Here is a 21,255-nt window from a genome sequence, read left to right on the forward strand (position 1 = left end):
GAATAAAGAGAAACCCCGGTTTTGCCGGGGTTTTTTGTTGCTATTCTTTTATAACCTGCACACCCACATGTTGCGCGCGCCCTGCTCCCCATCCAGCAATAGCAGCGCCCAACCCCAACACGGCGAAAAAGAGACCACAGGCGGTAAAGCTGCCCGTTGCGCTGTGGATCAGACCCACAATCAGCGGGCCGATTGCGGCAAGCGTATAGCCCACGCACTGCGCCATGCCGGACAGATGCGCCGCCGTGTGTGAGTCCGGTGCCCGCAGCACAATCACCATCATGGCGGCGGCGATGAGACCGCCCTGCCCGATGCCCTGAATGACCGCCAGTCCCCAATAGGTCCATAGTGGCAGATAGAGAAACCCGATCAGCGGCAAGGCCGCACAGGCGCAGAGAATGACATTGAGCAGGCTCTGGTTCTTCTGGCGGGTAGCAATGGAAGGCACTGCGAGACAGGTAATGACCTGCGCCAATATCGAAAAGGAAACCAGACCGCCTGCCGCTGCCGGACTGAGGCCCTGTTCGCGCAGGATCGGCGCCAGCCATCCGAAAACGATGTAGGCGGTGGAGGATTGCAGGCCCATGAACAGGGTTACCTGCCAGGCCAGCTTGTCCTTCCACAAGCCGATCACCTTGAAACCAGAATGGGCGACATTGTGTTTCGCACGCATGGCCTGCGGCAGCCACAACAGCAGAACGACTGCCGCCGGAACAGCCCAGAATGCCAGAGCGAGGTTCCAGGAACCGCCGAGCATCCCCTTGATGGGAATGGTGAAACCGGCTGCGGATGCAGCGCCACCGCACAGCGCCATCGTATAAAGACCGGTCATGATGGCCGCAGTTTTTGGAAAGTCACGCTTGACGACCCCCGGAAGCAGGACATTGCCTGTCGCAATGGCGGCACCGGCCAATGCTGCGCCGATATAGAGCGAATAGAACGAACCGAAGCCGCGAATGGCGGTGCCGACAGTCAGCACGACCAGCACGAAAAGCAGGACACGTTCGGCGCCGAAACGCTGCGCCAGCCGTGGTGCAAACGGCGCAAAGACACCAAGGCAGACAACCGGCAAAGTAGTCAGAATACCGGCCGCAATGGACGACATGCCGGTGGCATCGATGATTTCCGGCAAAAGCACGGAAACGCTGGAAAATACCGGTCGCAGATTGGCGGCGATCAGCACGAGGCTCAGACCCAGCAAAATGCGCATCGCCTTGCTTGGCGGTTGCTGGACTGGCGGCGGCGGAACGCTGTCCACCTCAGCGTCGACCAGCGCTTCTGGCTGCAGCATCGCCTCGTTTTCCGCCGTATCCGACAGGGCTGTGTTCGTGTGGCTCATGATGCCAGCAACCTTTCAAGTTCTTCAATCAGGGGCGCCATGAAGCGACGAACCGTTGCACCGGCCTTGTCAGGATCACCCGAGGCGATGGCTTCAACGATCTGTCGGTGCGCTTCATGGTTTGGCTCGGGCAGTTCGCCGTCGAGCGTGGCTTCTATGGATTCGCGAATGGAGGCGGAGAAAAAGGCATAGACCTCGATCAGTGCGCTGTTGCCCGAGGCCGCAACAATGGCCTCATGAAAGGCAAAGTCTCGGGCCACGAAAGTTGCCCGGTCGAGTTCATCACGATTGCCGCGCTGTGCCAGCATTTTCTCCAGATGGACAATCCCTTTGGATGTGATGCGCAAGGCGGCGAGCCGTGCCGCCTCCGTTTCCAGAACTGCCCGGGTCTCGAAGCGGTCGCGCAGGCTGGTATGGCGGATGCGGTCGAGGCTGCGCGCCGTGTCGGCTGTGGAGCGGACATAGGTTCCCGAACCCTGCCGGGTTTCCAGCATTCCCTGTGCCACCAGCGCCCGCACAGCTTCCCGCACCGTGCCGCGACTGACATCAAGCGTTGCAGAAAGTGCTGCTTCATTTGGCAACTGGTCGCCTATCGTCCAGCGTCCGGACGTGATTTCTCCGCGCAATGCCTGCGTGGCCGAATCCGTCAATGTCTTGCGGGATATTGCCTTCATACCTTCACCAAAGTCATCTGATGACTTGATGAATTAGACCTGCTTAATGAAGCTGTCAACCGTCATGAAGAAAGCTGATTGCGGGCTGGTGAGGCGGATTTGATAATCCTGTTGTCACACTGGTATCCACTGCCGCATTCCGTTAACAATTTTCGCGCAAAGTGCCCCATAATCCAGCCGCTCGAGATTTCGGGCCAGACTTCAGGTGCCAGTATGATCACACTTTACAGCCTTTCCGGAGACCACCTCGAACAAGTGGAAGTCGAGCCCGGTACTCCGTTGCCCGAGAATGTGATCTGGATCGATCTGTTTGCTCCCGGCGTCAATGAAGACAGTATTGTCGAGGCATGGATGGGCATTTCAATCCCGACCCGCGAAGACATGACGGAGATCGAGGAATCGAGCCGCTTCTATATGGAAACCGGCGCACAATATCTCACCGTGCCTATCCTGCACGCGGTCGATCTCGACCATCGCGAGCTTGCTCCGGTCACCTTCATTCTGCACGGATCACGGCTGATAACCGTGCGCTATGCCAATCCGAAATCGTTCAGCACGTATATCCTCCGCTCGACCAAGCCGGGCAACGGGCTGATATCAGCCAAGTGCTCGGGCCTGTCGATCATGCTTGGCATCACCGAAGCCACCACGAACCGGCTTGCCGATATTCTGGAAGGCGTGGCGGGCAAAATCGATGCGGCCTCGCACTCCATCTATCGCCGCCAGCCGAAAGCCCGCCCGATGACGACGGAGGATTTCCGGCACATATTGACCCAGATCGGTGGACAGGGAACCTTCCTCTCGCGAATGCGCGAAAGTCTGGCGGGTATCAGCCGCATGCTGGTCTACCTGTCGGCCATCAACAATCCGGCAGCCGGCAAGAAGGAAACGCGTAGCTGGATCAAGTCGCTGGAGCGCGACACGCAATCCCTGACCGCCTATGTGGATTTTCTGTCCAACAAGGTTACGTTTCTGCTCGATACGATCGTCGGGCTGATTTCGGTTGAACAGAACGCCATCATCAAGATTTTCTCTGTGGCGGCGGTTGGTTTCATGCCGCCCACGCTCGTGGCTTCCATCTATGGCATGAACTTCTCCTTCATGCCGGAATTGCAATCGCCATGGGGCTATCCGATGGCGCTTGGTTTGATGGTCGCTTCTGCCCTGCTGCCGCTCTATTACTTCCGCCGCAAGGGCTGGCTGTAGCTTGTGGTGACAACACAGGCTCACCATGTTATATCATGCGTTATAACATAGGAGAAAAGCCATGAACGTAACCCTGCGCAAAATCGGTAATTCCGACGGAGTGATCATCCCGAAGGAAATGCTGGAGCAGTTGAACGTGCAAACTGGCGACACTCTGGTCCTGACCGCAGACAAGGATGGACTGAGACTGACCAGGAGCACGGAAGATCCGGAGGTCTTCGAGAAGAAAATGAAGATTGCCCGCGAGCGAATGAAAAAATATGAGACCGCTTATCGCGTGCTCGCTCAATGATTGAGTTTCATTCGCGGGCTTTCATAGAAGCGCTGCATCAGGAGCAGTTGCGTTTGCATGGCGGTGCAACCGGCATTCGCGATACCGGCTTGCTTGATTCAGCACTTGCGCGTCCGCTGCAAAAGGAAGCCTATGGCGATCCGGATATTTTCGACCTGGCGGCGGCCTATCTGTTCGGTGTGCTGAAAAACCACCCCTTCGTGGACGGCAACAAGCGAACAGGGCTGGCTGCCGCCGACTTGTTTCTTTATTTCAATGGTTTCAGTCTTGAGGCCGAACAGGAAGACATTATCCAACTCGTCCTGATGGTTTCGACGAGTGAAATTGATGAAACCGGCGCCGCAGCGTTTTTTCGTGACCATACGGTCGCGATAGAAGAAGACTAAACAACCTTCAGCGATACGATTTCCCATTCGACATTATTGATTTTCACGACATCGCCGACCGGCTTGCCGAATAACAGAATGGCAACGGGCGCCACGTGGGAAATCTTGCCGTTTGATGGGTCGGCCTCGTCCTCGCCCACGATGGTCCAGCGACGGACCTTGCCGTCGTCCAGATTTTCCAGTTCCACCGTCATGCCGAAACGCACGACATCACTGTCGGAAGCGGGAACCGAAAGCTCGGCATTTTCGCGCCGCGCTGTCCAGTAGCGCAGATCACGCGAGATACGCGCAATCGCCGAACGCTCGCCCGCCACATTGGCATCTGCCAGCTCACGCTGCAGCCGGGCGATTTCATCCTCGATCATCTTCAGGCCCGTCGGCGTGACGAGATTGCGATGCGGACTGACCGGGCGCTCGCCAAGATCGGTCGGCGCATCATCCTGTTCCTTGGTAAAAGCTCTGCTCATCAGTTGAATGTAAGCAGTTGGCACATCCCCGGCAAGCCTCCTTGCCAGATAAGCCACCCACTGTTGCGACGGTAAATGCATGATTTGCATATCTGGTTTTTATTGATTGATGAGTCAATCAACGTTAAACTGGCGGATAATTAGCCTGAGAGCGGACCACGATTATGCCCAAGATCGGGATGGAACCCTTGCGGCGGCGCGAACTGATCGACGCCGCCATTCGTACAATCGGCCAGCGCGGTTCGCTGGATGTGACCGTCGCGCAGATCGCGCATGAGGCGGGCGTTTCGCCTGCGCTCGCGCATCATTATTTCGGCGGCAAGGACAAGCTCATCCTGGCCACAATGCGCCATCTGCTGCGCGAACTGGGACAGGATCTCAACGCCGCCATCGGGCAAGCCGAAACGCCGCAGGAACGTATCGCGGCCATCATAGCGGTCAATTTTTCCGCATCGCAGTTCACGCAGGAAACCATTGCTGCCTGGCTTACCTTCTATGTGCACGCGCAGCAGTCGGAGGATACGCGTCGGCTCCTGCGTATCTATGCGCGCCGCCTGCATTCGAACCTCGTTTTCGCGCTTGAACACCTGACCACGCGCGAGCGGGCAAGCCGCATTGCCGAGGGCGCTGGTGCCATGATCGATGGCCTCTACATCCGTCATGCGCTCGGTGCGGATGCGCCCAATGCAGCCTCGGCGATTGCGCTGGTAGAGGATTACATCGCGGTTCAGCTTTTGGGCCAGTTTGCGGGGGAGAAATGAGTATGGAAGCGGATTTCATCATCATCGGCTCCGGCTCCGCCGGATCGGCCATGGCGTATCGCCTGTCGGAAGACGGTCGCTATTCGGTGATCGTCATCGAATATGGCGTGCCCGATGTTGGCCCCCTGATCCAGATGCCGGCTGCCCTCTCCTTCCCCATGAATATGGAAACCTATGACTGGGGCTTTTCCACCGAACCGGAACCGCATATCGGCGGACGCAGCCTTGTGACGCCGCGCGGCAAGGTGCTGGGCGGCTCATCTTCTATCAACGGCATGGTCTATGTGCGCGGCCATGCCCGTGACTACGACCACTGGTCGGAAAGCGGTGCGCGCGGCTGGGCCTATGCCGATGTACTGCCCTATTTCAAGCGGATGGAAAATTCGAGCGGCGGTCAGGAAGGCTGGCGCGGCACCAGCGGTCCGCTTTTTATCCAGCGCGGCAAACGCGACAATCCGCTGTTCCATGCCTTTGTCGAGGCTGGCCATGAAGCGGGCTTTGAAGTCACGGAAGACTATAATGGCGAGAAACAGGAAGGCTTCGGCCCGTTGGAGCAGACGATCCATAATGGTCGTCGCTGGTCTGCCGCCAATGCCTATCTGAAACCGGCCCTCAAGCGCCCGAATGTCAAGCTGGTCAAGGGCCTCGCGCGCAAGATCGTGCTTGAGGGCAAGCGCGCGGTTGGCGTTGAGATCGAGGCAGGCCGAAGCTTCTCGACCATCCGTGCACGGCGTGAAGTCATCATTGCCGCCTCATCGATCAATTCGCCGAAGCTCCTGATGCTCTCGGGCATCGGTCCCGCCGCACAACTGAAAGAACACGGAATTGAAGTGGTCGCCGACCGTCCCGGCGTCGGCCAGAACCTGCAGGACCATCTGGAAGTCTATATCCAGCAGGAGTGCACGCAGCCGATCACGCTCTACTCCAAACTGAACCTGTTTTCGAAAGCGAAGATCGGTGCGGAATGGCTGTTCTTCAAGACCGGCGACGGCGCAACCAACCATTTCGAATCTGCGGCTTTCGTGCGCTCGAAGGCTGGCGTGGAATATCCCGATATCCAGTATCATTTCCTGCCGGTCGCGATCCGCTATGACGGCAAGGCGGCAGCGCAGTCGCACGGCTTTCAGGCCCATGTGGGGCCGATGCGATCAAAATCGCGCGGCAGCGTGACGCTTCGTTCGGCCAATCCGCGCGAAAAGCCGGTCATCAAGTTCAACTACATGTCGCATGAGGACGACTGGGCCGATTTCCGCCATTGCGTGCGGCTGACGCGGGAAATCTTCGGACAGGCGGCGTTCGATCCTTATCGCGGCGCAGAAATCCAGCCGGGCGCACATGTTCAGAGCGACGATGAAATCGATAATTTCATCAAGGAACACGTCGAAAGCGCATTCCATCCATGCGGCACGTGCAAGATGGGTGCGGTTGACGATCCAATGGCAGTGGTCGATGCTGAATGCCGGGTGATCGGTGTCGAAGGCTTGCGCGTTGCGGATTCATCCATCTTCCCGCGCATCACCAATGGTAATCTCAACAGCCCGTCGATCATGGTCGGCGAAAAGGCATCCGATCATATTCTTGGCCGCACGCCGCTGGCGCGCTCCAATCAGGAACCATGGATCAACCCGAGGTGGCAAGTATCTGATCGTTAGGGGAGTAAGGGAATAGGGGAATAAGGCAGTATGTCAGATCGTGTTTTTTGCGCACAAACATACTCCCTTATTCCCCTATTCTCTTCATTCCGAAGTAGGAACCAACAATGAAAGCACAACCCAAAGCCTCGCATTTCATCGGCGGCGCATTCGTTGAAGACAAGACAGGCAAGCCTTTGCCGGTCATCTATCCGGCAACCGGGGAGGAAATTGCCAGGCTCTATTCGGCAACGCCGGATGTGATCGAGGCGGCTTATGCGGCAGCGCTGAAAGCCCAGGGCCAATGGGCAGCGCTGAAACCTGTCGAGCGCGGACGCATCCTGCGCCGCACGGCAGAAATCCTGCGCGAAAAGAACAAAAAGCTGTCGAAGCTCGAAACGCTCGATACCGGCAAGGCGCTTCAGGAAACTCTGGTGGCGGATGCCGCTTCGGCAGCCGATGCGCTGGAGTTTTTCGGCGGTATCATTTCCGGCTTCAACGGCGAATTCGTGGAACTGGGCGGCTCGTTTGCCTATACGCGCCGCGAAGCGCTCGGCATCTGCGTCGGCATCGGCGCGTGGAACTATCCCATCCAGATCGCCGCGTGGAAATCCGCGCCTGCGCTCGCAATGGGCAATGCCTTCATCTTCAAGCCGTCAGAAAACACGCCGCTTTCGGCTCTGGCGCTGGCCGAAGCCTACAAGGAAGCCGGATTGCCCGACGGACTGTTCAATGTCGTGCAGGGCTTCGGCGATGTGGGAGCCGCACTCGTCAACCATCGCCTGACGGCAAAGGTTTCACTGACCGGCTCCGTGCCGACCGGCAAGCGTATCATGGCGCAGGCGGGCGAACATCTGAAGCATGTCACGATGGAACTTGGCGGCAAGTCTCCGATCATCGTGTTCGACGATGCCGACCTTGAAAGCGCCATTGGCGGCGCAATGCTCGGCAATTTCTATTCCACGGGTCAGGTCTGCTCGAACGGCACCCGCGTCTTCGTCCACAAGAACCTGCGCGAACGTTTTGTCGAACGGCTGGTCGAACGTACACGCAAAATCCGCATCGGCGACCCGCTGGACGAAGCGACCCAGATGGGTCCGCTCGTCAACGCCGCCCAGCGCGAGAAGGTTCTCTCCTATATCGAAAAGGGCAAGGCGGAAGGCGCAACCCTTGCGTATGGTGGCGGCATACCGAAGCTGCAAGGCTTCGATAAGGGCTATTTCATCGAGCCGACCATCTTCACGGATGTGACAGACGACATGACCATCGCCCGCGAGGAAATCTTCGGGCCGGTGATGAGCGTGCTGGAATTTGCCCACGAGGATGAGTTGATTGCCCGCGCCAACGATAGCGAATTCGGTCTGGCGGCGGGCGTGTTTACCGCAGACATTGCACGGGGCCATCGCGTCATCGGCCAGATCAAGGCCGGGACATGCTGGATCAACGCCTATAACCTGACGCCGGTGGAAGTGCCCTTCGGCGGCTACAAGCAGTCCGGCATCGGACGCGAGAACGGCATCGCCGCTCTGGCGCATTACAGCCAGATCAAGACCGTCTATGTGGAGATGGGCAAGGTCGACAGCCCTTATTGATCGCTGAACCGGGTCCGTGGAACCGAAACCGGTCCCGCGGACTTGGGAGCGCAGTCATAACGGTAGAGCTGTGGCGATGGCACCGCGCGCGGATAGACGATGGCGCGCCGTGACGGCTGGCCCACCGGGTTTGCCAAGGGCATAGCCCAGCCCGGCCGTGCGGCTGCATTGGGAGCGCCCGTTCCCTGCATCGGCACGAGCCGGCATTCCAGCCCGAAATCGCTCTGTAGGCCTGTTGCGGAGGCAACGTGAGTGCAGCCGATCATGGCGAGCAAAAAAGTAAAAAACAGCCTCATATTGCGATAACTTTCAAACACAATAAATAGTTTCAAACCTTCTCATATTCAATGAATGCTCTATAGAAATAGCCTGCGGAAGGAACCGCGCATATTTGAGGAGATTACCTGTTAATAGCTATTGGTGGAACTATTTCTCACCTTGAAGGACGGAACCATAACTGACTTTATAGAAATGACTAAAATTATATTAGGTTGAGATTATATATTACGAAACAACGAAACTGTAATAATGAAAAGTGACATAGATGACCCTATTTACCGGAAAGAAGAATACAACTCCTACTTATTGGCTGGCAACAAATGAGCATATGCCAATGGATCAATATAGTATTTATTTCTAATGAATGATTATTCCCCACATCAATGTTCATGATCTTTGGCTTGACGATTTGCAATGAGCAACGAGACAACAATTTCAACAGACATGATAGAGGACCGGCTGCGCAATGAATTCTGGCGCGCCATCCTCAAGCCCATGTATGAAATCACGGGCGACAGCGACGATTACCAGTTTTCAGGATCAATCGTTGCGCGTTCCATAGGCTCCATTCAGATTGGAGCAACCTCCTTCAATTCACAGAGCTACACGCGTGCGCGAAAGCTAATCGCCAAGAGCGGGCTGAACCATTATGTCCTGCAACTCATCACCGGCGGCGATCTGCACGGCGATTTCAATGGTGTCGATGTCGAAGCGAAACAGGGCGATATCGTCGTTATCGATTTGAGCCAGACAGTGGAGAGCCACGCATCCAACGGTTCCCGCATCACCGTGCTGATTCCGCGTGAGGAGCTGGAGAGGATCGTCGGCTGGCGCAATCTGCATGGCCTCGTCATGGCCGCAACTGCCCCCATGACACGGGTGCTCTTCAGCTACCTCCAGAATCTCCAGTCATTGAGCGGCACGCTCGACAGGGTGGAAGCACAATCAGCGCTGGATGCGATGTTCATACTGCTCGGCGCAAGCATCAACGGCACCGAAGGCGGCGTCATCGAAAGCCTTCCAGCCAACCTGCCTGTACGCAAGCGCATCCTCGCCTATATCGACGAGAACCTTTCCGATCCAGTGCTGGGGCCATGCCTTATCACCAAGAACCTGCGCATTTCCCGCTCGAGCCTCTACCGGACATTCGAGATGGAAGGCGGAATTGCAAAGATCATCCGCGACAAGAGGCTGGACCGCGCCTATCGCATTCTTGTCGATGAGCGCGGGCGGCACGTATCCCTGAAGGAAATTGCCTATCGTTGCGGCTTTCATGATGGCACGCAATTCACCAAGGCATTCAAGGCCCGTTTCGGCATGTCGCCGAGAGACGCTCGCGATTGCGAGGCGGATCTGCTGACGCCGGTATTGGACAAGTTCGACTACACGATTCACCTTTCGGAAGAAGTCGCCAAACTGGGCATCATCAAGCCATGAGCCAACATCAGCCCGATGCAAGGCGCTTCAGAAAGTCGTCGCACCAGCGGTTGACGTCGTGGGTGTTGAGAAAGCCCATCATGCTTTCAAACCGCTCCTTGCGCTCCTCCAGAGGCATGGCCAGCGCGCGGGCCATGGCGTAAGCCATCGCTTCCGTGTCATAGGGATTGACCAGAAGCGCGCCGTCCAGTTCCTGCGCGGCGCCGGCAAAGCGGGAGAGCACCAGCACGCCGGGATTTTCGGGGTTCTGGGCGGCAACATATTCCTTGGCGACGAGGTTCATGCCGTCACGCAACGGCGTGACCAGACCGACGGCGGCGAGCCGATAGAGACCGGCCAGCACGTCGCGATTGAGGGACCGGTTGATGTAGCGTATCGGCGTCCAGTCCACCGTGGCGTTCGCTCCGTTCACCCGCCCGGCCAGTTCGGCTACCGCGCGCTGCATGTCCTTGTATTCCGGCACTTCGGAACGGGATTTCGGCGTGACCTGCAGAAAGGTAACCTTGCCGCGATTGCCGGGATCGACATTGAGAAAATGCTCGAAAGCCTCCATGCGATTGGTGATGCCCTTCGAGTAGTCGAGCCTGTCGACACCGATGATGAGGCTGCGGTCCAGCATGCTTTCGCGCATGCGTCGCACTGTCGAATGGCCGTCCGCCTTGTTGGCTATCTCTGCAAATGCGGCGGTCTCGATACCGATGCCGAAGCGCTCGGCGCGGAACCGGTGGCCGAAGGCCTCAAACAGCCCGTCATCGCTGAGCGGCTTGCCGATTTTCTCACGCCGCAGGCAGCTGATGAAGTTGTCGACATCGTTTTCGGTCTGGAAGCCGACGACATCGTAGGAAGCAAGGCCGCGCATGATGGTTTCGTGCACGGGAAGCGTGAAAACTATATCAGCGGGCGGCCAGGGAATGTGCAGGAAGAAGCCGATGCGGTTCGTGACGCCCAGATTGCGCAGTTCCGCAGCCAGCGGAATGAGGTGGTAATCGTGAATCCAGATGAGGTCATCCGGCTGGATCATCGGCAGGAGATGCTTTGCAAACAGACGATTGACCCGGAAATATCCCGCCATGTCCTTGCGCGTGTAATCGATGAGATCGAGGCGATAATGGCAGAGCGGCCAGAGCATGCGGTTGGCGAAGCCCGCATAATATTCGTCGATATCCTTCTTGTGGAGATCAAGCAGCGCATAGCGGATCGGCCCCTCGTCCCGGATCGTCAGTTCCTGCGGCTGACGCGCGGGAAGCGTCTTACCGGACCAACCGAGCCATATGCCGCCGCGTTCGTTGAGCGCCGCCTGCAACGCGACCGCCAGACCGCCCGCTGGTGCCTTGCCCTGTTCATCAGGCAGGGGAACACGATTGGAGACCACGATCAGCCGACCCATACACCAAATCCTTTCATTGCTGTTGCTGTCCATTGTCCCGGATGCGGGAGAGCCAGAGGCGAAGCTCATCCGGGCTTGCAAAGCGCGCAGCTCCCGGACGGTCGATCGCTCGTCCGATCACCACGGCCGTTCCGCCCAGTTGTTCCGCCGCCTCGAGCATCGGCAAATCAGTCAGATCGTCGCCGAATGCGATCGGCACCCTGCCCGCAAACGGCTTCTCCCGCATGAAACGGCGCAAGGCGGCGCCCTTGTCGCTGAGCGCGGGGCGCAGCTCGAAAACCATCTTGCCTGCCTGCACGGTCCAGTCCGGCCCGGCGAGCTTCCACGCCTTGTCCACGAGGTCATGGGCAAGTTCGGCTTTCTCGGGCGCGGCGCGATAATGAAGCGCAACCGCACTTCCCTTGTCCTCGGCACGAAGGCCGCTGACGCGAAGCGCTGCCTGCCGCAGAAAATTCTTGGCGGTCTGGAATTGTTCGCCCGGCTCGATCAGTTCGACAAGCCCGGATGCGTGCCGGAATTCAGCGCCATGCAGCGCGGCTATCGGCCCGGGGTAATCGGGAAAGCGTTCCTCGATGAAGCTTATGGCCCTGCCCGTGACGAGCGCCATCGCACCGGACAAATGCCGGGAAATAACCGATAGGGATTTTTGCAAGCCGGTCGAAACGACCACACCGTCGGGATCGGCGGCGATATCGAGCAAGGTTCCATCGACGTCGAAAAAAAGCGCGTGTTTCTGAAAATCGATGACCGGCATGCCGATCAGATCGGTAGCCGTATCCTGTTCATTACTGGGCATAGGAGGCAAACATTCGCGGCGGCGAATGGTTCCCGATTAAATGCCGCGCCCGGCGGTTTCCGAGTGATTGACAAGGCGCCGGGATGCTGACGCGCCGCGCCTTGAAAAAATTCAATCACCGTCCGGGCTTAATCAAAGTCCAACGAGTTCCGCTCAAGGAGCTTGTTATCAGGTGCGTCCATAGACGTCGTCGAAACGCACGATGTCGTCTTCGCCCAGATATTCGCCGCTTTGCACCTCGATAAGCACGAGCGGCAGAATGCCCGGATTTTCCAGCCGGTGACGGAAGCCACAGGGGATATAGGTCGACTGGTTCGTCGTAAGCAGAATTTCGCGATCGCCATTGGTCACCTTCGCGGTGCCGGAAACGACGATCCAGTGCTCGGAACGATGATGATGCGCCTGAAGGCTCAGGCGTCGTCCCGGTTTCACTTCGATCCGCTTGATCTTGAAGCCGTCGCCTTCCTCAAGCACCGTATAGGTGCCCCATGGGCGATGGGCCGTGCGGTGAAGCTTGGCAGCTTCATGGCCATCGGCGCGCAGCTTGTTGAAGACCTTGCGCACTTCCTGCGCCTTGTCGCGATGGGCGACCAACAGCGCATCGGGCGTGTCGACCACAAGAAGGTCGTGAACGCCGACAAGGCTGACCAACCGTGTTTCAGACAGGACAAAACTGTTGGTCGTGTCTTCGATGACCGTTTCGCCGCGCAGGCGGTTTCCTTCGTCGTCGGGCGTGATCAGATCAGCCATCGCCGCCCAGGAACCAATATCGGACCAGCCGCAGGACACCGGGATGCAGGCAATGTTGTCGGCCTTTTCCATGATCGCATAATCGATGGAAATCGCTGGCGCCGCCGCAAAATCGTCCTTGGCGATTTCGACCGTCTTCGTCTCGCCGTTGACGCCGCGCCGGGCATGTTCGAGCGAAGCCTGAACGGCAGTGAAGATTTCCGGCGCGTGGCGCTGCATCGCTGCGAGCATGGTTCCGGCGGTGAAACAGAACATGCCGGAGTTCCAGAAATAGCGGCCGCTTTCGACATAGGCCTGCGCCGTCTCGGCGTCAGGTTTTTCGACAAAGCGCAGCACGTCGATGCCTTCGGCCTCGATGTAGCCGAAGCCGGTTTCAGGATGATCGGGCACGATGCCGAAGGTGACGATGCGGCCCGTTTCAGCAAGCGGTCGCGCCTTGGAAACGGCCTCGGCGAACGCGGCCTCATCCTCGATCAGGTGATCGGCAGGCATGACGAGCAATGTGGCGTCAGGGCCGTAAGTGGCGGCGGCGTGGAGTGCGGCGACGGCAACGGCAGGCGCCGTATCGCGTCCGAGCGGCTCCAGCAGAAATGCGTTATCGACCTTGGGCGCCTTCGCATCGGCATAGGCGTCAAGCGTCAGAAACAGGAAGTCGCGATTGGTGACGGTGAGGATATGGTCCACTCCGCCCAGCTGCGCCGCGCGCTTGTAGGTCTTGCCGATCAGGGTGCTGCCGTCCGGCAACTCGATGAATGGCTTCGGGTGCGCATCGCGCGAAAGCGGCCATAGTCTTGAACCGGAACCGCCGCTGATGATGACAGGAATAAAGCTCATTGCTCAGTTGTCCTTCGTTGCGTTGCGGGCGATGGCAAGTCCCGTTTCCAGAAGCGTGTTTGCCTGGCTTTCGCCTGAGGCTTCCACATAGCACCGCAATTCCGGCGCGTTGCCGGAAGCACGATAGTGGATGGCATTGCCTGAATGGAAGAAGAGTTTCACACCGTCAATGGCCTCGGTCCGGACAATCGGCTCGTCCATCTGAAACAGTGCGCTTCGCGTCGCCTCGTTCTTGAGGAGGGACAGGAAGGCGAGGCTCTTTTCCTGCGGGACGTTCTGGAGCCTGTCGCTCAGCGCAGTGCGGAAATGAAAGCTTGCCGCAATGTCAGACAGCGGCTTGCCCGTTTCTTCGATGGAACCGAGACTTCCCAGGATTGGCAGCAGCGCATCACGGGTCGAAAGCGCGGCCAGCACATGACCGTCACGGTTTATATCCGTGCCCAGCAGCACGCCGCCATTGGCCTCAAACCCAACCACGGCCGGGGCGCCGCCGGCAACGGCCTGCGTCATGCCTTCGATGACATAGGGCGACCCCACGCGAGTTCTGATGACGCGCTCGAAATTTTCTTCCAGTGCGGAATTGGATGTCACGGGCGTCACAATCGTCTTAACGCCAAGCCAGCGTGCGGTGATTGCCCCGACCAGATCGCCCCGGACAAAGCGCCCCTTCCCGTCGGCGATCAACGGGCGGTCGGCATCCCCATCCGTGGACACAATGGCATCAAAACGGCTTTCCTTCGCCCATTGGTCGAGAAGCTCAATATCTTCGGAACGAAGGGCCTCGGTGTCGACCGGCACGAACACATCGGACCGTCCGAGCGGTACGGCTTCGGCACCGAGTTCGGTAAGGATGCGAACGATGAGATCACGCGCTACGGACGAGTGCTGGTAGACCCCGACCCGCAAACCCCGGAGGCTTTCATGCCCCAGAAATCCGACATAGCGGTTCACATAGAGGTCGATCGCATCGCTGCCATTGGGCGCATCGTGCAGATGACGAAATGCAAGATTTGCAGGCAAGGCCGCATAGGCGGCACTGATGGCGCTTTCATCATTCTTGTCGATTTCACCGTCGGCGCGATAGAATTTGAGCCCGTTGCGGTCATCTGGAATATGGCTGCCAGTGACCATAATGCTCGGCGCCTGCTGCGAGATTGCATAATTGCTGAGCGCCGGGGTCGGCAAGACGCCGCAATCAACCGGCTGAAATCCCGCATCCTCGATTGCCGCCATGCACAGCGCCGCGATGGCCGGACTGGACGGGCGAAGGTCGCGACCGACGAATACACTGTCACCCCTGTGCAGCTTTCCGGCCGCCGACAGCATTCCGACAAAAGCAAGGGAATAGGCATAGGCAGGCAGGCCATTCAGTTCGTCCGCCAGTCCCCTCAGACCGCTCGTGCCAAATTTAAGCGATGTACCGCTCATGCTTCCCGCCAGATTTTCCAGTATCGAAGAGGCGACGCCCGCAAGCGCCCGCCGGGCTTAAAAGTCTTGCCATCTTATAACGTGAATCCGAAAATCATCATCACCACAATGGTGCAATCCCATGCACCTTATTGTGGGTCATAATCCGTATAGGCGGGCAATATCAAATCCTTAACGCAGACTGCGTTAATAATTGCTGTTTTGCGCTTCTTTGGCTGAAAGCTAGAGCGGTTCCAGTTGAAACGGAATCGGGGAACCGCTCCATCTCTTTGTTTTCACGCGTTCTCCCACGCAAAACCGCTTCGCACTTTTGCTGGAAATGCTCTATACCAGCCGGGACACGACGTCCCGCAGCGACGACTGCCAATGCGGTGCCGACCAGTTGAACGCCTGTTGGAATTTGGCCGTCGACAGGCGGGAGTTGGCGGGGCGCACGGCCTTGGTCGGGTAATCGGCGGTCGCAATATCCGCAACGGTCGCTGTCGGCCCGCCAAGCCTGGCGCTTTCCCCGAATATGGCGCGTGCAAAGCCGCTCCAGTTCGTATCGCCCGTTCCGGCCAGATGATAAACACCATAAGCCGAAAACTCCGGTGCCACCGCCAGATGATCCGCCACCCGGATAATGGCATCAGCGATATCAAGCGCGCTGGTCGGATTGCCCCACTGGTCAGCAACAACCGAGAGAGCGTCGCGCGTCTCCGCGAGCTTCAGCATCGTCTTGACGAAATTCTTGCCGAAAGGACTATAGACCCACGCTGTCCGCAAAATGATGTGCTGCGGGTTGGCTTGCGCTACGAGACGCTCGCCTTCAAGCTTGGAGCTTCCGTAGACACTGCGAGGGCCCGTGGCGTCCGTTTCAACATAGGGTTTGTCAGCGTCGCCCGCGAAAACATAATCCGTGGACAGATGAATGACAGGAACGCCGCAGTTCTTCGCTCCCTGCGCAACTGCCCCGGCGCCTGCTGCATTCACCGCAAAGGCAAGTTCCTGCTCATTCTCGGCCAGATCCACCGCCGTATAAGCGGCGGCAGAGACGACGACGTCGGGCTTGATCGCTTCAATGGCACTGCGCACCGTGTCCGGCTCTGCGAGATCCAGCTCCGGGCGGCCCAGCGCGATGACCTCGAGGTCTGCCCGCTGCGATGCCTTCTCAAGAAGGCTCTGCACAACCTGCCCTTCCCTCCCGGTTACGGCGATTTTCATGCCTTGGCCTCTTTTACTGCCGTGCTGCCCAGGCGCTCACCGGCATAGGTACCGCTGCGGATCGGCTCCCACCACCATGCATTATCGAGATACCACTGAATGGTTTTTTCCAATCCCGTCTCGAAGCTTTCCTGCGGCTTCCAACCCAATTCGCGCTCGATCTTCGAGGCGTCAATCGCATAGCGACGGTCATGTCCCGGTCGATCCGTTACGGAGGTGATCAAGTCGGCATAGCTCTTGCCGTTTGCCCGAGGCCGCTTCTTGTCGAGAATGGCGCAGATGGTTTCCACCACGTTCAGGTTGGTGCGCTCTGCACGCCCGCCGATATTGTAGCTTTCGCCCAGTTTGCCCGTTGTTGCGACCAGTGCCAGAGCGCGCGCATGATCCTCGACATAGAGCCAGTCTCGTACATTCGCCCCCGCCCCATAAACCGGCAGCGGCTTTTCATCGAGCGCATTGAGAATGACGAGCGGGATCAGCTTTTCGGGGAAATGGAACGGGCCGTAATTGTTCGAGCAATTCGATAACACAACCGGCAGGCCGTAGGTTTCATGCCAAGCGCGCACCAGATGGTCGGAGGCCGCTTTTGAAGCCGAATAGGGCGACGAAGGCTTATAGGGCGTTTCCTCGGTGAAAATACCGCTGTCGAAAGGCAGATCGCCAAACACTTCGTCCGTCGAAATATGGTGGAAACGGAAGCTCGACTTGCGTGGCTCCGGCAGTTCTCGCCAATAGGCAAGTGCGGCATTCAGCAGGCGAAACGTTCCGACAATATTCGTCTCGATGAAAGCACCCGGACCATCGATTGAACGGTCGACATGGCTTTCTGCCGCCAGATGCATGACCACATCGATTTCGTTGGCGCGCAGAGCATCCAGAACGCTCGTGTCATCGCAGATATCAGCCTGGAGGAAGCTGTAATTCGGATGATTTTCAATCTGCCGGAGAGACGCCAGATTGCCTGCATAGGTCAGCTTGTCGAGATTGACGACATTGATCCTGGGATCGGAAGCCAGATGCCGGCACACCGCAGAGCCAATGAAGCCTGCTCCACCCGTAACGAGAATATTCATATCATTTCCTCAAGCAAAAACGTCTGCGTCGGCTAGCATCGGCGCTTTCTGATCCTTGTCCGAAAGCTGGACGTCTGATGCGGCTATCGGCCAGTCTATGCCTATTGCCGGATCATCAAAGCGGATCGAGCGGTCGTGCTCGGGGGAATAATAATTGGTCACCTTGTAGATGACTTCAGTATGCTCAACGAGCGTCATGAAGCCATGTGCGAAGCCCTTCGGCACAAGAATCTGGTTCCATTTTTCAGCAGAGACTTCCAGCGCAACCCACTTGCCGAATGTGGGCGAGCCTTTGCGGATATCGACTGCAACGTCCAGAATTGCACCGCGCGTGACGCGCACCAGCTTGTCCTGCGCAAATGGCGGCAACTGATAATGAAGACCACGCACGACGCCCTTGGCGCCCGAATAAGAATGATTGTCCTGAACGAAAGTCAGATTAATCCCGGCTTCCGCGAATGATTTCGCATTGTAGTTCTCGGAGAAAAAGCCCCGATCATCGCCGAATTTACGCGGGCTGATTTCAAAAACACCATCCAAACTTAAGGTACGAACTATCATCTTTCGCTACCGATTTCCTCGACCCGCCGACGCAGATAGGCAGCATATTCGGTCTGGCCAAGTTTTTCCGCCCGTTCGAGAACGGCGGCTCCGTCGATCCAGCCTTTTTCGAACCCGATTTCCTCAGGACAGGCAATCTTGATGCCTTGCCGTTTCTCGATGGTACGCACGAAAGACGACGCATCCTGAAGGCTGTCGTGCGTTCCGGTATCGAGCCAGGCATAACCCCGGCCCAACTGGTGGACTGCCAGATCGCCACGCTGAAGATAAATATTGTTGATGGCTGTAATCTCCAGTTCGCCACGCGCGGAGGGCTTGAGCGAAGCGGCAATATCGACGACATCATTGTCGTAAAAATACAGCCCCGTAACCGCCCAGGAGGATTTAGACTTGATGGGCTTTTCCTCGATGGAGATTGCTTTGCCGGTCGTCTTATCGAACTCGACCACGCCATAGCGCTGGGGATCGTCCACCCGGTACGCGAATACTGAACCGCCCTTATCTAGACGGGCAGCGCTTTCGCACAACTGGGACAAGCCATCGCCGAAATAGATATTGTCGCCGAGAATCATCGCCACATGGTCGCTACCGATAAAATGGCGACCGATGATGAAAGCTTCCGCCAAACCGTTAGGTTGCGGTTGTTCCGCGAAGGAGAAATTCATGCCGAACTCACTGCCATCTCCAAGCAGCTTGCGGAAAAGCGGCAGATCATTTGGTGTCGAGATAACCAGAACGTCCCTGATCCCCGCCAGCATCAGCACGCTCAGCGGGTAATAGATCATCGGCTTATCATAGATCGGAAGAAGTTGCTTCGAAACGGCTATCGTCAGGGGATAAAGACGCGTACCACTACCACCGGCGAGGATAATGCCTTTCATAAGATTTCCCATGCAAATACGAGGCGAGTCTCTCATGAACGCTACCACAATGCCTTCACTTGACCCAAATCAGTCGACTGATTCTTGCATTTTTCGTGTTTGTCGTTGCGGCTATCTGTTCGAATTTTGATTAGAATGTGAACCACAATATAATGGCATAAAGTTTGAGATCAGAAATTGGATTCGCAAATTACCTTATTTAAGCATTGGTATAAATTGTTATGTGGCACTTTCAGCTTATTTCGTCATATAAACAGACCGCATCCGTTCCTTTCTTCACGAACATATCTTCAATATCTTGAGTTGCCCACATACAACCGATTGCAACTGAAACAAAGTTAATATAAGGCGAGCGGTATTTATGAACTCACGAAGATATTGGAGCAGCCCATGTGTGGAATTATCGGCATTATCGGAAATAACGAAGTCGCTCCGCTTCTCGTGGATGCACTGAAGCGGCTTGAATATCGCGGCTACGATTCTGCCGGTATCGCCACCTTGCAGAACGGCAAGCTCGATCGCCGCCGTGCCGAAGGCAAGCTGGTCAATCTGGAAAAGCGACTGGCTGGAGAACCGCTTCCCGGTGTCATCGGTATTGGCCATACCCGCTGGGCGACGCATGGCAAGCCGGTGGAGCGTAACGCCCATCCGCACATTACCGAGCGCCTTGCGGTCGTTCATAACGGCATCATCGAGAATTTCGCCGAACTTCGCGCCATGCTTGAGGCGGAAGGCTACAAGTTCCAGACCGAAACCGACACCGAAGCTGTCGCGCATCTGGTGACACGGGAACTGGCAAGGGGCAAGTCCCCGGTTGAAGCCGTGCGCGACAGCCTTCCGATGTTGCATGGCGCTTTCGCACTCGCCTTCCTGTTCGAAGGGGACGAAGAACTTTTGATCGGTGCACGTCAGGGACCGCCGCTCGCCGTCGGTTATGGGGAAGGAGAAATGTTCCTCGGTTCCGACGCCATCGCACTTTCGCCCTTCACGGATACCATTGCCTATCTCGAAGATGGCGATTGGGCCGTTCTGACACGCAAGGGCGTGACGGTTTACGACGAAAACAACAGCGAAGTTGAGCGCCCGATCCAGAAGACGCAGACGGCTAACATGCTTGTCTCCAAGGGCAATCATCGTCACTTCATGCAGAAAGAGATGTTCGAGCAGCCGGAAGTGATCTCTCACACGCTTGCCAACTATCTCGACTTCACGACGGGCAAGGTGCGTCAGGAAGCAATCGGCATCGATTTCAGCAAAATTGACCGCCTGACGATTTCTGCCTGCGGCACGGCCTACTATGCGGCATCCGTCGGCAAATACTGGTTCGAGCAGATTGCGCGACTGCCGGTCGACAGCGATATCGCTTCCGAATTCCGCTATCGCGAAATGCCGCTCTCGAAGGATTCGCTGGCGATGTTCGTGTCGCAGTCAGGCGAAACGGCTGATACGCTGGCATCGCTGCGCTACTGCAAATCGCAAGGGCTGAAAATCGCCGCTGTCGTCAACGTGACGGGCTCGACCATTGCGCGTGAATCCGATGCCGTTTTCCCGACGCTTGCCGGACCGGAAATCGGGGTTGCCTCGACCAAGGCCTTTACCTGCCAGCTCTCGGCCATGGCCTCGCTTGTTATCGCGGTTGCGAAATCGCGTGGCGCAATCGATGACAAGCGCGAACAGGAACTGGTGCGCCAGCTTTCCGAAGCGCCGCGTTTCATCAATCAGGTTCTGAAGCTGGAAGACCAGATCGCCGCAGTCTGCCATGAACTGGCCAAGGTCAATCATGTGCTTTATCTCGGTCGCGGCACTTCCTTCCCGCTTGCCATGGAAGGCGCGCTGAAGCTCAAGGAAATTTCCTATATCCACGCCGAAGGCTACGCTGCCGGTGAGTTGAAGCACGGCCCGATTGCGCTGATCGATGAAACCATGCCGGTAATCGTCATCGCGCCGTCGGATCGCCTTTTTGAGAAGACCGTTTCCAACATGCAGGAAGTGGCGGCGCGCGGCGGTCGGATCATTCTTATCACCGACAAAAAAGGCGCAGAAGCTGCCAGCATTGACACGATGGCAACCATCGTTCTGCCGGACGTTCCGGAATTCATCACGCCGCTTGTCTATGCGCTGCCGATCCAGATGCTGGCCTATCACACCGCTGTTCTGATGGGCACTGATGTCGACCAGCCGCGCAATCTCGCGAAGTCGGTGACTGTCGAGTGATGCACGCAATTGACCAGCTTAGTAAGCACACACATTTCCTCTCGGTTGCGAAAAGCGAATGGAC

At 57.3% G+C, this 21,255-nt stretch carries 20 protein-coding genes; 8 read left to right on the top strand and 12 right to left on the bottom strand.

Annotated features, from left to right (window positions below; genetic code table 11):
• Positions 1-40 precede the first annotated feature (40 nt).
• Together KWJ32_RS24305 and KWJ32_RS24310 are read right to left on the bottom strand one after the other, a co-directional pair.
• Positions 41-1,291 (bottom strand): CynX/NimT family MFS transporter, encoded by a 1,251-nt coding sequence (locus tag KWJ32_RS24305; protein WP_235920671.1) that lies wholly within the window; start codon positions 1,289-1,291, stop codon positions 41-43.
• A 44-nt stretch (positions 1,292-1,335) separates the two neighbouring features.
• Positions 1,336-2,013, bottom strand: a complete 678-nt coding sequence (locus tag KWJ32_RS24310; protein WP_061347203.1) for a FadR/GntR family transcriptional regulator — start codon at positions 2,011-2,013, stop codon at positions 1,336-1,338.
• 213 nt (positions 2,014-2,226) lie between these two features.
• Between KWJ32_RS24310 and KWJ32_RS24315 the strand changes: the two genes are divergently transcribed.
• The 3 genes from KWJ32_RS24315 to KWJ32_RS24325 all read left to right on the top strand — a co-directional run bounded on the left by KWJ32_RS24315 (position 2,227) and on the right by KWJ32_RS24325 (position 3,897).
• Entirely contained in the window at positions 2,227-3,219 is a 993-nt protein-coding gene (locus KWJ32_RS24315) for a magnesium transporter CorA family protein (RefSeq protein WP_151662817.1), read from the top strand.
• 61 nt (positions 3,220-3,280) lie between these two features.
• Positions 3,281-3,511 (top strand): AbrB/MazE/SpoVT family DNA-binding domain-containing protein, encoded by a 231-nt coding sequence (locus tag KWJ32_RS24320; protein ID WP_010661561.1) that lies wholly within the window; start codon positions 3,281-3,283, stop codon positions 3,509-3,511.
• Complete coding sequence (locus KWJ32_RS24325; RefSeq protein ID WP_061347201.1) at positions 3,508-3,897, top strand: type II toxin-antitoxin system death-on-curing family toxin; 390 nt, start codon at positions 3,508-3,510, stop codon at positions 3,895-3,897. Before KWJ32_RS24320 ends, KWJ32_RS24325 begins: the two co-directional genes overlap by 4 nt.
• Here KWJ32_RS24325 and KWJ32_RS24330 read toward each other — a convergent pair.
• Entirely contained in the window at positions 3,894-4,364 is a 471-nt protein-coding gene (locus KWJ32_RS24330) for a GreA/GreB family elongation factor (RefSeq protein ID WP_151648735.1), read from the bottom strand. The genes KWJ32_RS24325 and KWJ32_RS24330 overlap by 4 nt on opposite strands.
• A gap of 164 nt (positions 4,365-4,528) precedes the next feature.
• Between KWJ32_RS24330 and betI the strand changes: the two genes are divergently transcribed.
• The 3 genes from betI (at position 4,529) to betB (ending at position 8,348) form a co-directional block, all read left to right on the top strand.
• Positions 4,529-5,125 (top strand): transcriptional regulator BetI, encoded by a 597-nt coding sequence (gene betI / locus KWJ32_RS24335; protein ID WP_061347199.1) that lies wholly within the window; start codon positions 4,529-4,531, stop codon positions 5,123-5,125.
• Positions 5,126-5,127: 2 nt separating this feature from the next.
• The gene (gene betA / locus KWJ32_RS24340; protein ID WP_256886437.1) at positions 5,128-6,777 is read left to right on the top strand and encodes a choline dehydrogenase; all 1,650 of its coding nucleotides are present in this window, start codon (positions 5,128-5,130) and stop codon (positions 6,775-6,777) included.
• A gap of 107 nt (positions 6,778-6,884) precedes the next feature.
• Positions 6,885-8,348: a betaine-aldehyde dehydrogenase gene (gene betB / locus KWJ32_RS24345; protein ID WP_256886420.1), complete on the top strand. Its 1,464-nt coding sequence runs from the start codon at positions 6,885-6,887 to the stop codon at positions 8,346-8,348.
• Here the strand turns inward: betB and KWJ32_RS24350 are convergent.
• Positions 8,342-8,644 (bottom strand): hypothetical protein, encoded by a 303-nt coding sequence (locus KWJ32_RS24350; RefSeq protein ID WP_256886421.1) that lies wholly within the window; start codon positions 8,642-8,644, stop codon positions 8,342-8,344. The genes betB and KWJ32_RS24350 overlap by 7 nt on opposite strands.
• A 397-nt stretch (positions 8,645-9,041) precedes the next feature.
• Between KWJ32_RS24350 and KWJ32_RS24355 the strand changes: the two genes are divergently transcribed.
• Positions 9,042-10,064 carry a helix-turn-helix domain-containing protein gene (locus KWJ32_RS24355; RefSeq protein WP_256886422.1) on the top strand — a complete coding sequence of 341 codons (1,023 nt, stop codon included), beginning with the start codon at positions 9,042-9,044 and terminating at the stop codon, positions 10,062-10,064.
• Positions 10,065-10,071: 7 nt separating this feature from the next.
• Here the strand turns inward: KWJ32_RS24355 and otsA are convergent, their stop codons facing one another.
• From otsA to rfbA, 8 genes are all read right to left on the bottom strand, one after another.
• The gene (gene otsA, locus KWJ32_RS24360; protein ID WP_025091244.1) at positions 10,072-11,451 is read right to left on the bottom strand and encodes an alpha,alpha-trehalose-phosphate synthase (UDP-forming); all 1,380 of its coding nucleotides are present in this window, start codon (positions 11,449-11,451) and stop codon (positions 10,072-10,074) included.
• 13 nt (positions 11,452-11,464) lie between these two features.
• Positions 11,465-12,247 carry a trehalose-phosphatase gene (gene otsB / locus KWJ32_RS24365; RefSeq protein WP_256886423.1) on the bottom strand — a complete coding sequence of 261 codons (783 nt, stop codon included), beginning with the start codon at positions 12,245-12,247 and terminating at the stop codon, positions 11,465-11,467.
• A 168-nt stretch (positions 12,248-12,415) separates the two neighbouring features.
• Entirely contained in the window at positions 12,416-13,831 is a 1,416-nt protein-coding gene (locus tag KWJ32_RS24370) for a mannose-1-phosphate guanylyltransferase/mannose-6-phosphate isomerase (RefSeq protein WP_256886424.1), read from the bottom strand.
• Between the two features lie 3 nt (positions 13,832-13,834).
• Positions 13,835-15,259, bottom strand: coding sequence for a phosphomannomutase (locus KWJ32_RS24375; protein ID WP_256886425.1), 1,425 nt, complete (start codon positions 15,257-15,259; stop codon positions 13,835-13,837).
• A gap of 324 nt (positions 15,260-15,583) precedes the next feature.
• Positions 15,584-16,462 carry a dTDP-4-dehydrorhamnose reductase gene (rfbD, locus tag KWJ32_RS24380; RefSeq protein ID WP_256886426.1) on the bottom strand — a complete coding sequence of 293 codons (879 nt, stop codon included), beginning with the start codon at positions 16,460-16,462 and terminating at the stop codon, positions 15,584-15,586.
• Positions 16,459-17,535 (bottom strand): dTDP-glucose 4,6-dehydratase, encoded by a 1,077-nt coding sequence (rfbB, locus tag KWJ32_RS24385; protein ID WP_256886427.1) that lies wholly within the window; start codon positions 17,533-17,535, stop codon positions 16,459-16,461. The genes rfbD and rfbB overlap by 4 nt, the downstream gene beginning before the upstream one ends.
• A gap of 9 nt (positions 17,536-17,544) precedes the next feature.
• Positions 17,545-18,096, bottom strand: coding sequence for a dTDP-4-dehydrorhamnose 3,5-epimerase (gene rfbC, locus KWJ32_RS24390; RefSeq protein WP_256886428.1), 552 nt, complete (start codon positions 18,094-18,096; stop codon positions 17,545-17,547).
• Positions 18,093-18,977 (bottom strand): glucose-1-phosphate thymidylyltransferase RfbA, encoded by an 885-nt coding sequence (rfbA, locus tag KWJ32_RS24395; RefSeq protein WP_196108582.1) that lies wholly within the window; start codon positions 18,975-18,977, stop codon positions 18,093-18,095. Before rfbA ends, rfbC begins: the two co-directional genes overlap by 4 nt.
• A 390-nt stretch (positions 18,978-19,367) precedes the next feature.
• Between rfbA and glmS the strand changes: the two genes are divergently transcribed.
• Complete coding sequence (gene glmS / locus KWJ32_RS24400; protein ID WP_256886429.1) at positions 19,368-21,191, top strand: glutamine--fructose-6-phosphate transaminase (isomerizing); 1,824 nt, start codon at positions 19,368-19,370, stop codon at positions 21,189-21,191.
• Positions 21,192-21,255 lie beyond the last annotated feature (64 nt).

This window comes from Ochrobactrum sp. BTU2, from assembly GCF_024539785.1.
GTDB lineage: Bacteria > Pseudomonadota > Alphaproteobacteria > Rhizobiales > Rhizobiaceae > Brucella > Brucella anthropi.

What these genes read in the sequence shown, in the direction of transcription:
- glmS (WP_256886429.1), top strand. Translation starts at nt 19,368, where the DNA reads ATGTGTGGAATTATCGGCATTATCGGAAATAACGAAGTCGCTCCGCTT.
- betB (WP_256886420.1), top strand. Translation starts at nt 6,885, where the DNA reads ATGAAAGCACAACCCAAAGCCTCGCATTTCATCGGCGGCGCATTCGTT.
- otsA (WP_025091244.1), bottom strand. Translation starts at nt 11,451, where the DNA reads ATGGGTCGGCTGATCGTGGTCTCCAATCGTGTTCCCCTGCCTGATGAA.
- KWJ32_RS24325 (WP_061347201.1), top strand. Translation starts at nt 3,508, where the DNA reads ATGATTGAGTTTCATTCGCGGGCTTTCATAGAAGCGCTGCATCAGGAG.
- rfbD (WP_256886426.1), bottom strand. Translation starts at nt 16,462, where the DNA reads ATGAAAATCGCCGTAACCGGGAGGGAAGGGCAGGTTGTGCAGAGCCTT.
- rfbA (WP_196108582.1), bottom strand. Translation starts at nt 18,977, where the DNA reads ATGAAAGGCATTATCCTCGCCGGTGGTAGTGGTACGCGTCTTTATCCC.
- rfbC (WP_256886428.1), bottom strand. Translation starts at nt 18,096, where the DNA reads ATGATAGTTCGTACCTTAAGTTTGGATGGTGTTTTTGAAATCAGCCCG.
- KWJ32_RS24350 (WP_256886421.1), bottom strand. Translation starts at nt 8,644, where the DNA reads ATGAGGCTGTTTTTTACTTTTTTGCTCGCCATGATCGGCTGCACTCAC.
- KWJ32_RS24305 (WP_235920671.1), bottom strand. Translation starts at nt 1,291, where the DNA reads ATGCTGCAGCCAGAAGCGCTGGTCGACGCTGAGGTGGACAGCGTTCCG.
- KWJ32_RS24320 (WP_010661561.1), top strand. Translation starts at nt 3,281, where the DNA reads ATGAACGTAACCCTGCGCAAAATCGGTAATTCCGACGGAGTGATCATC.
- rfbB (WP_256886427.1), bottom strand. Translation starts at nt 17,535, where the DNA reads ATGAATATTCTCGTTACGGGTGGAGCAGGCTTCATTGGCTCTGCGGTG.
- KWJ32_RS24315 (WP_151662817.1), top strand. Translation starts at nt 2,227, where the DNA reads ATGATCACACTTTACAGCCTTTCCGGAGACCACCTCGAACAAGTGGAA.
- otsB (WP_256886423.1), bottom strand. Translation starts at nt 12,247, where the DNA reads ATGCCCAGTAATGAACAGGATACGGCTACCGATCTGATCGGCATGCCG.
- betI (WP_061347199.1), top strand. Translation starts at nt 4,529, where the DNA reads ATGCCCAAGATCGGGATGGAACCCTTGCGGCGGCGCGAACTGATCGAC.
- KWJ32_RS24355 (WP_256886422.1), top strand. Translation starts at nt 9,042, where the DNA reads ATGAGCAACGAGACAACAATTTCAACAGACATGATAGAGGACCGGCTG.
- KWJ32_RS24330 (WP_151648735.1), bottom strand. Translation starts at nt 4,364, where the DNA reads ATGAGCAGAGCTTTTACCAAGGAACAGGATGATGCGCCGACCGATCTT.
- KWJ32_RS24310 (WP_061347203.1), bottom strand. Translation starts at nt 2,013, where the DNA reads ATGAAGGCAATATCCCGCAAGACATTGACGGATTCGGCCACGCAGGCA.
- KWJ32_RS24370 (WP_256886424.1), bottom strand. Translation starts at nt 13,831, where the DNA reads ATGAGCTTTATTCCTGTCATCATCAGCGGCGGTTCCGGTTCAAGACTA.
- KWJ32_RS24375 (WP_256886425.1), bottom strand. Translation starts at nt 15,259, where the DNA reads ATGAGCGGTACATCGCTTAAATTTGGCACGAGCGGTCTGAGGGGACTG.
- betA (WP_256886437.1), top strand. Translation starts at nt 5,128, where the DNA reads ATGGAAGCGGATTTCATCATCATCGGCTCCGGCTCCGCCGGATCGGCC.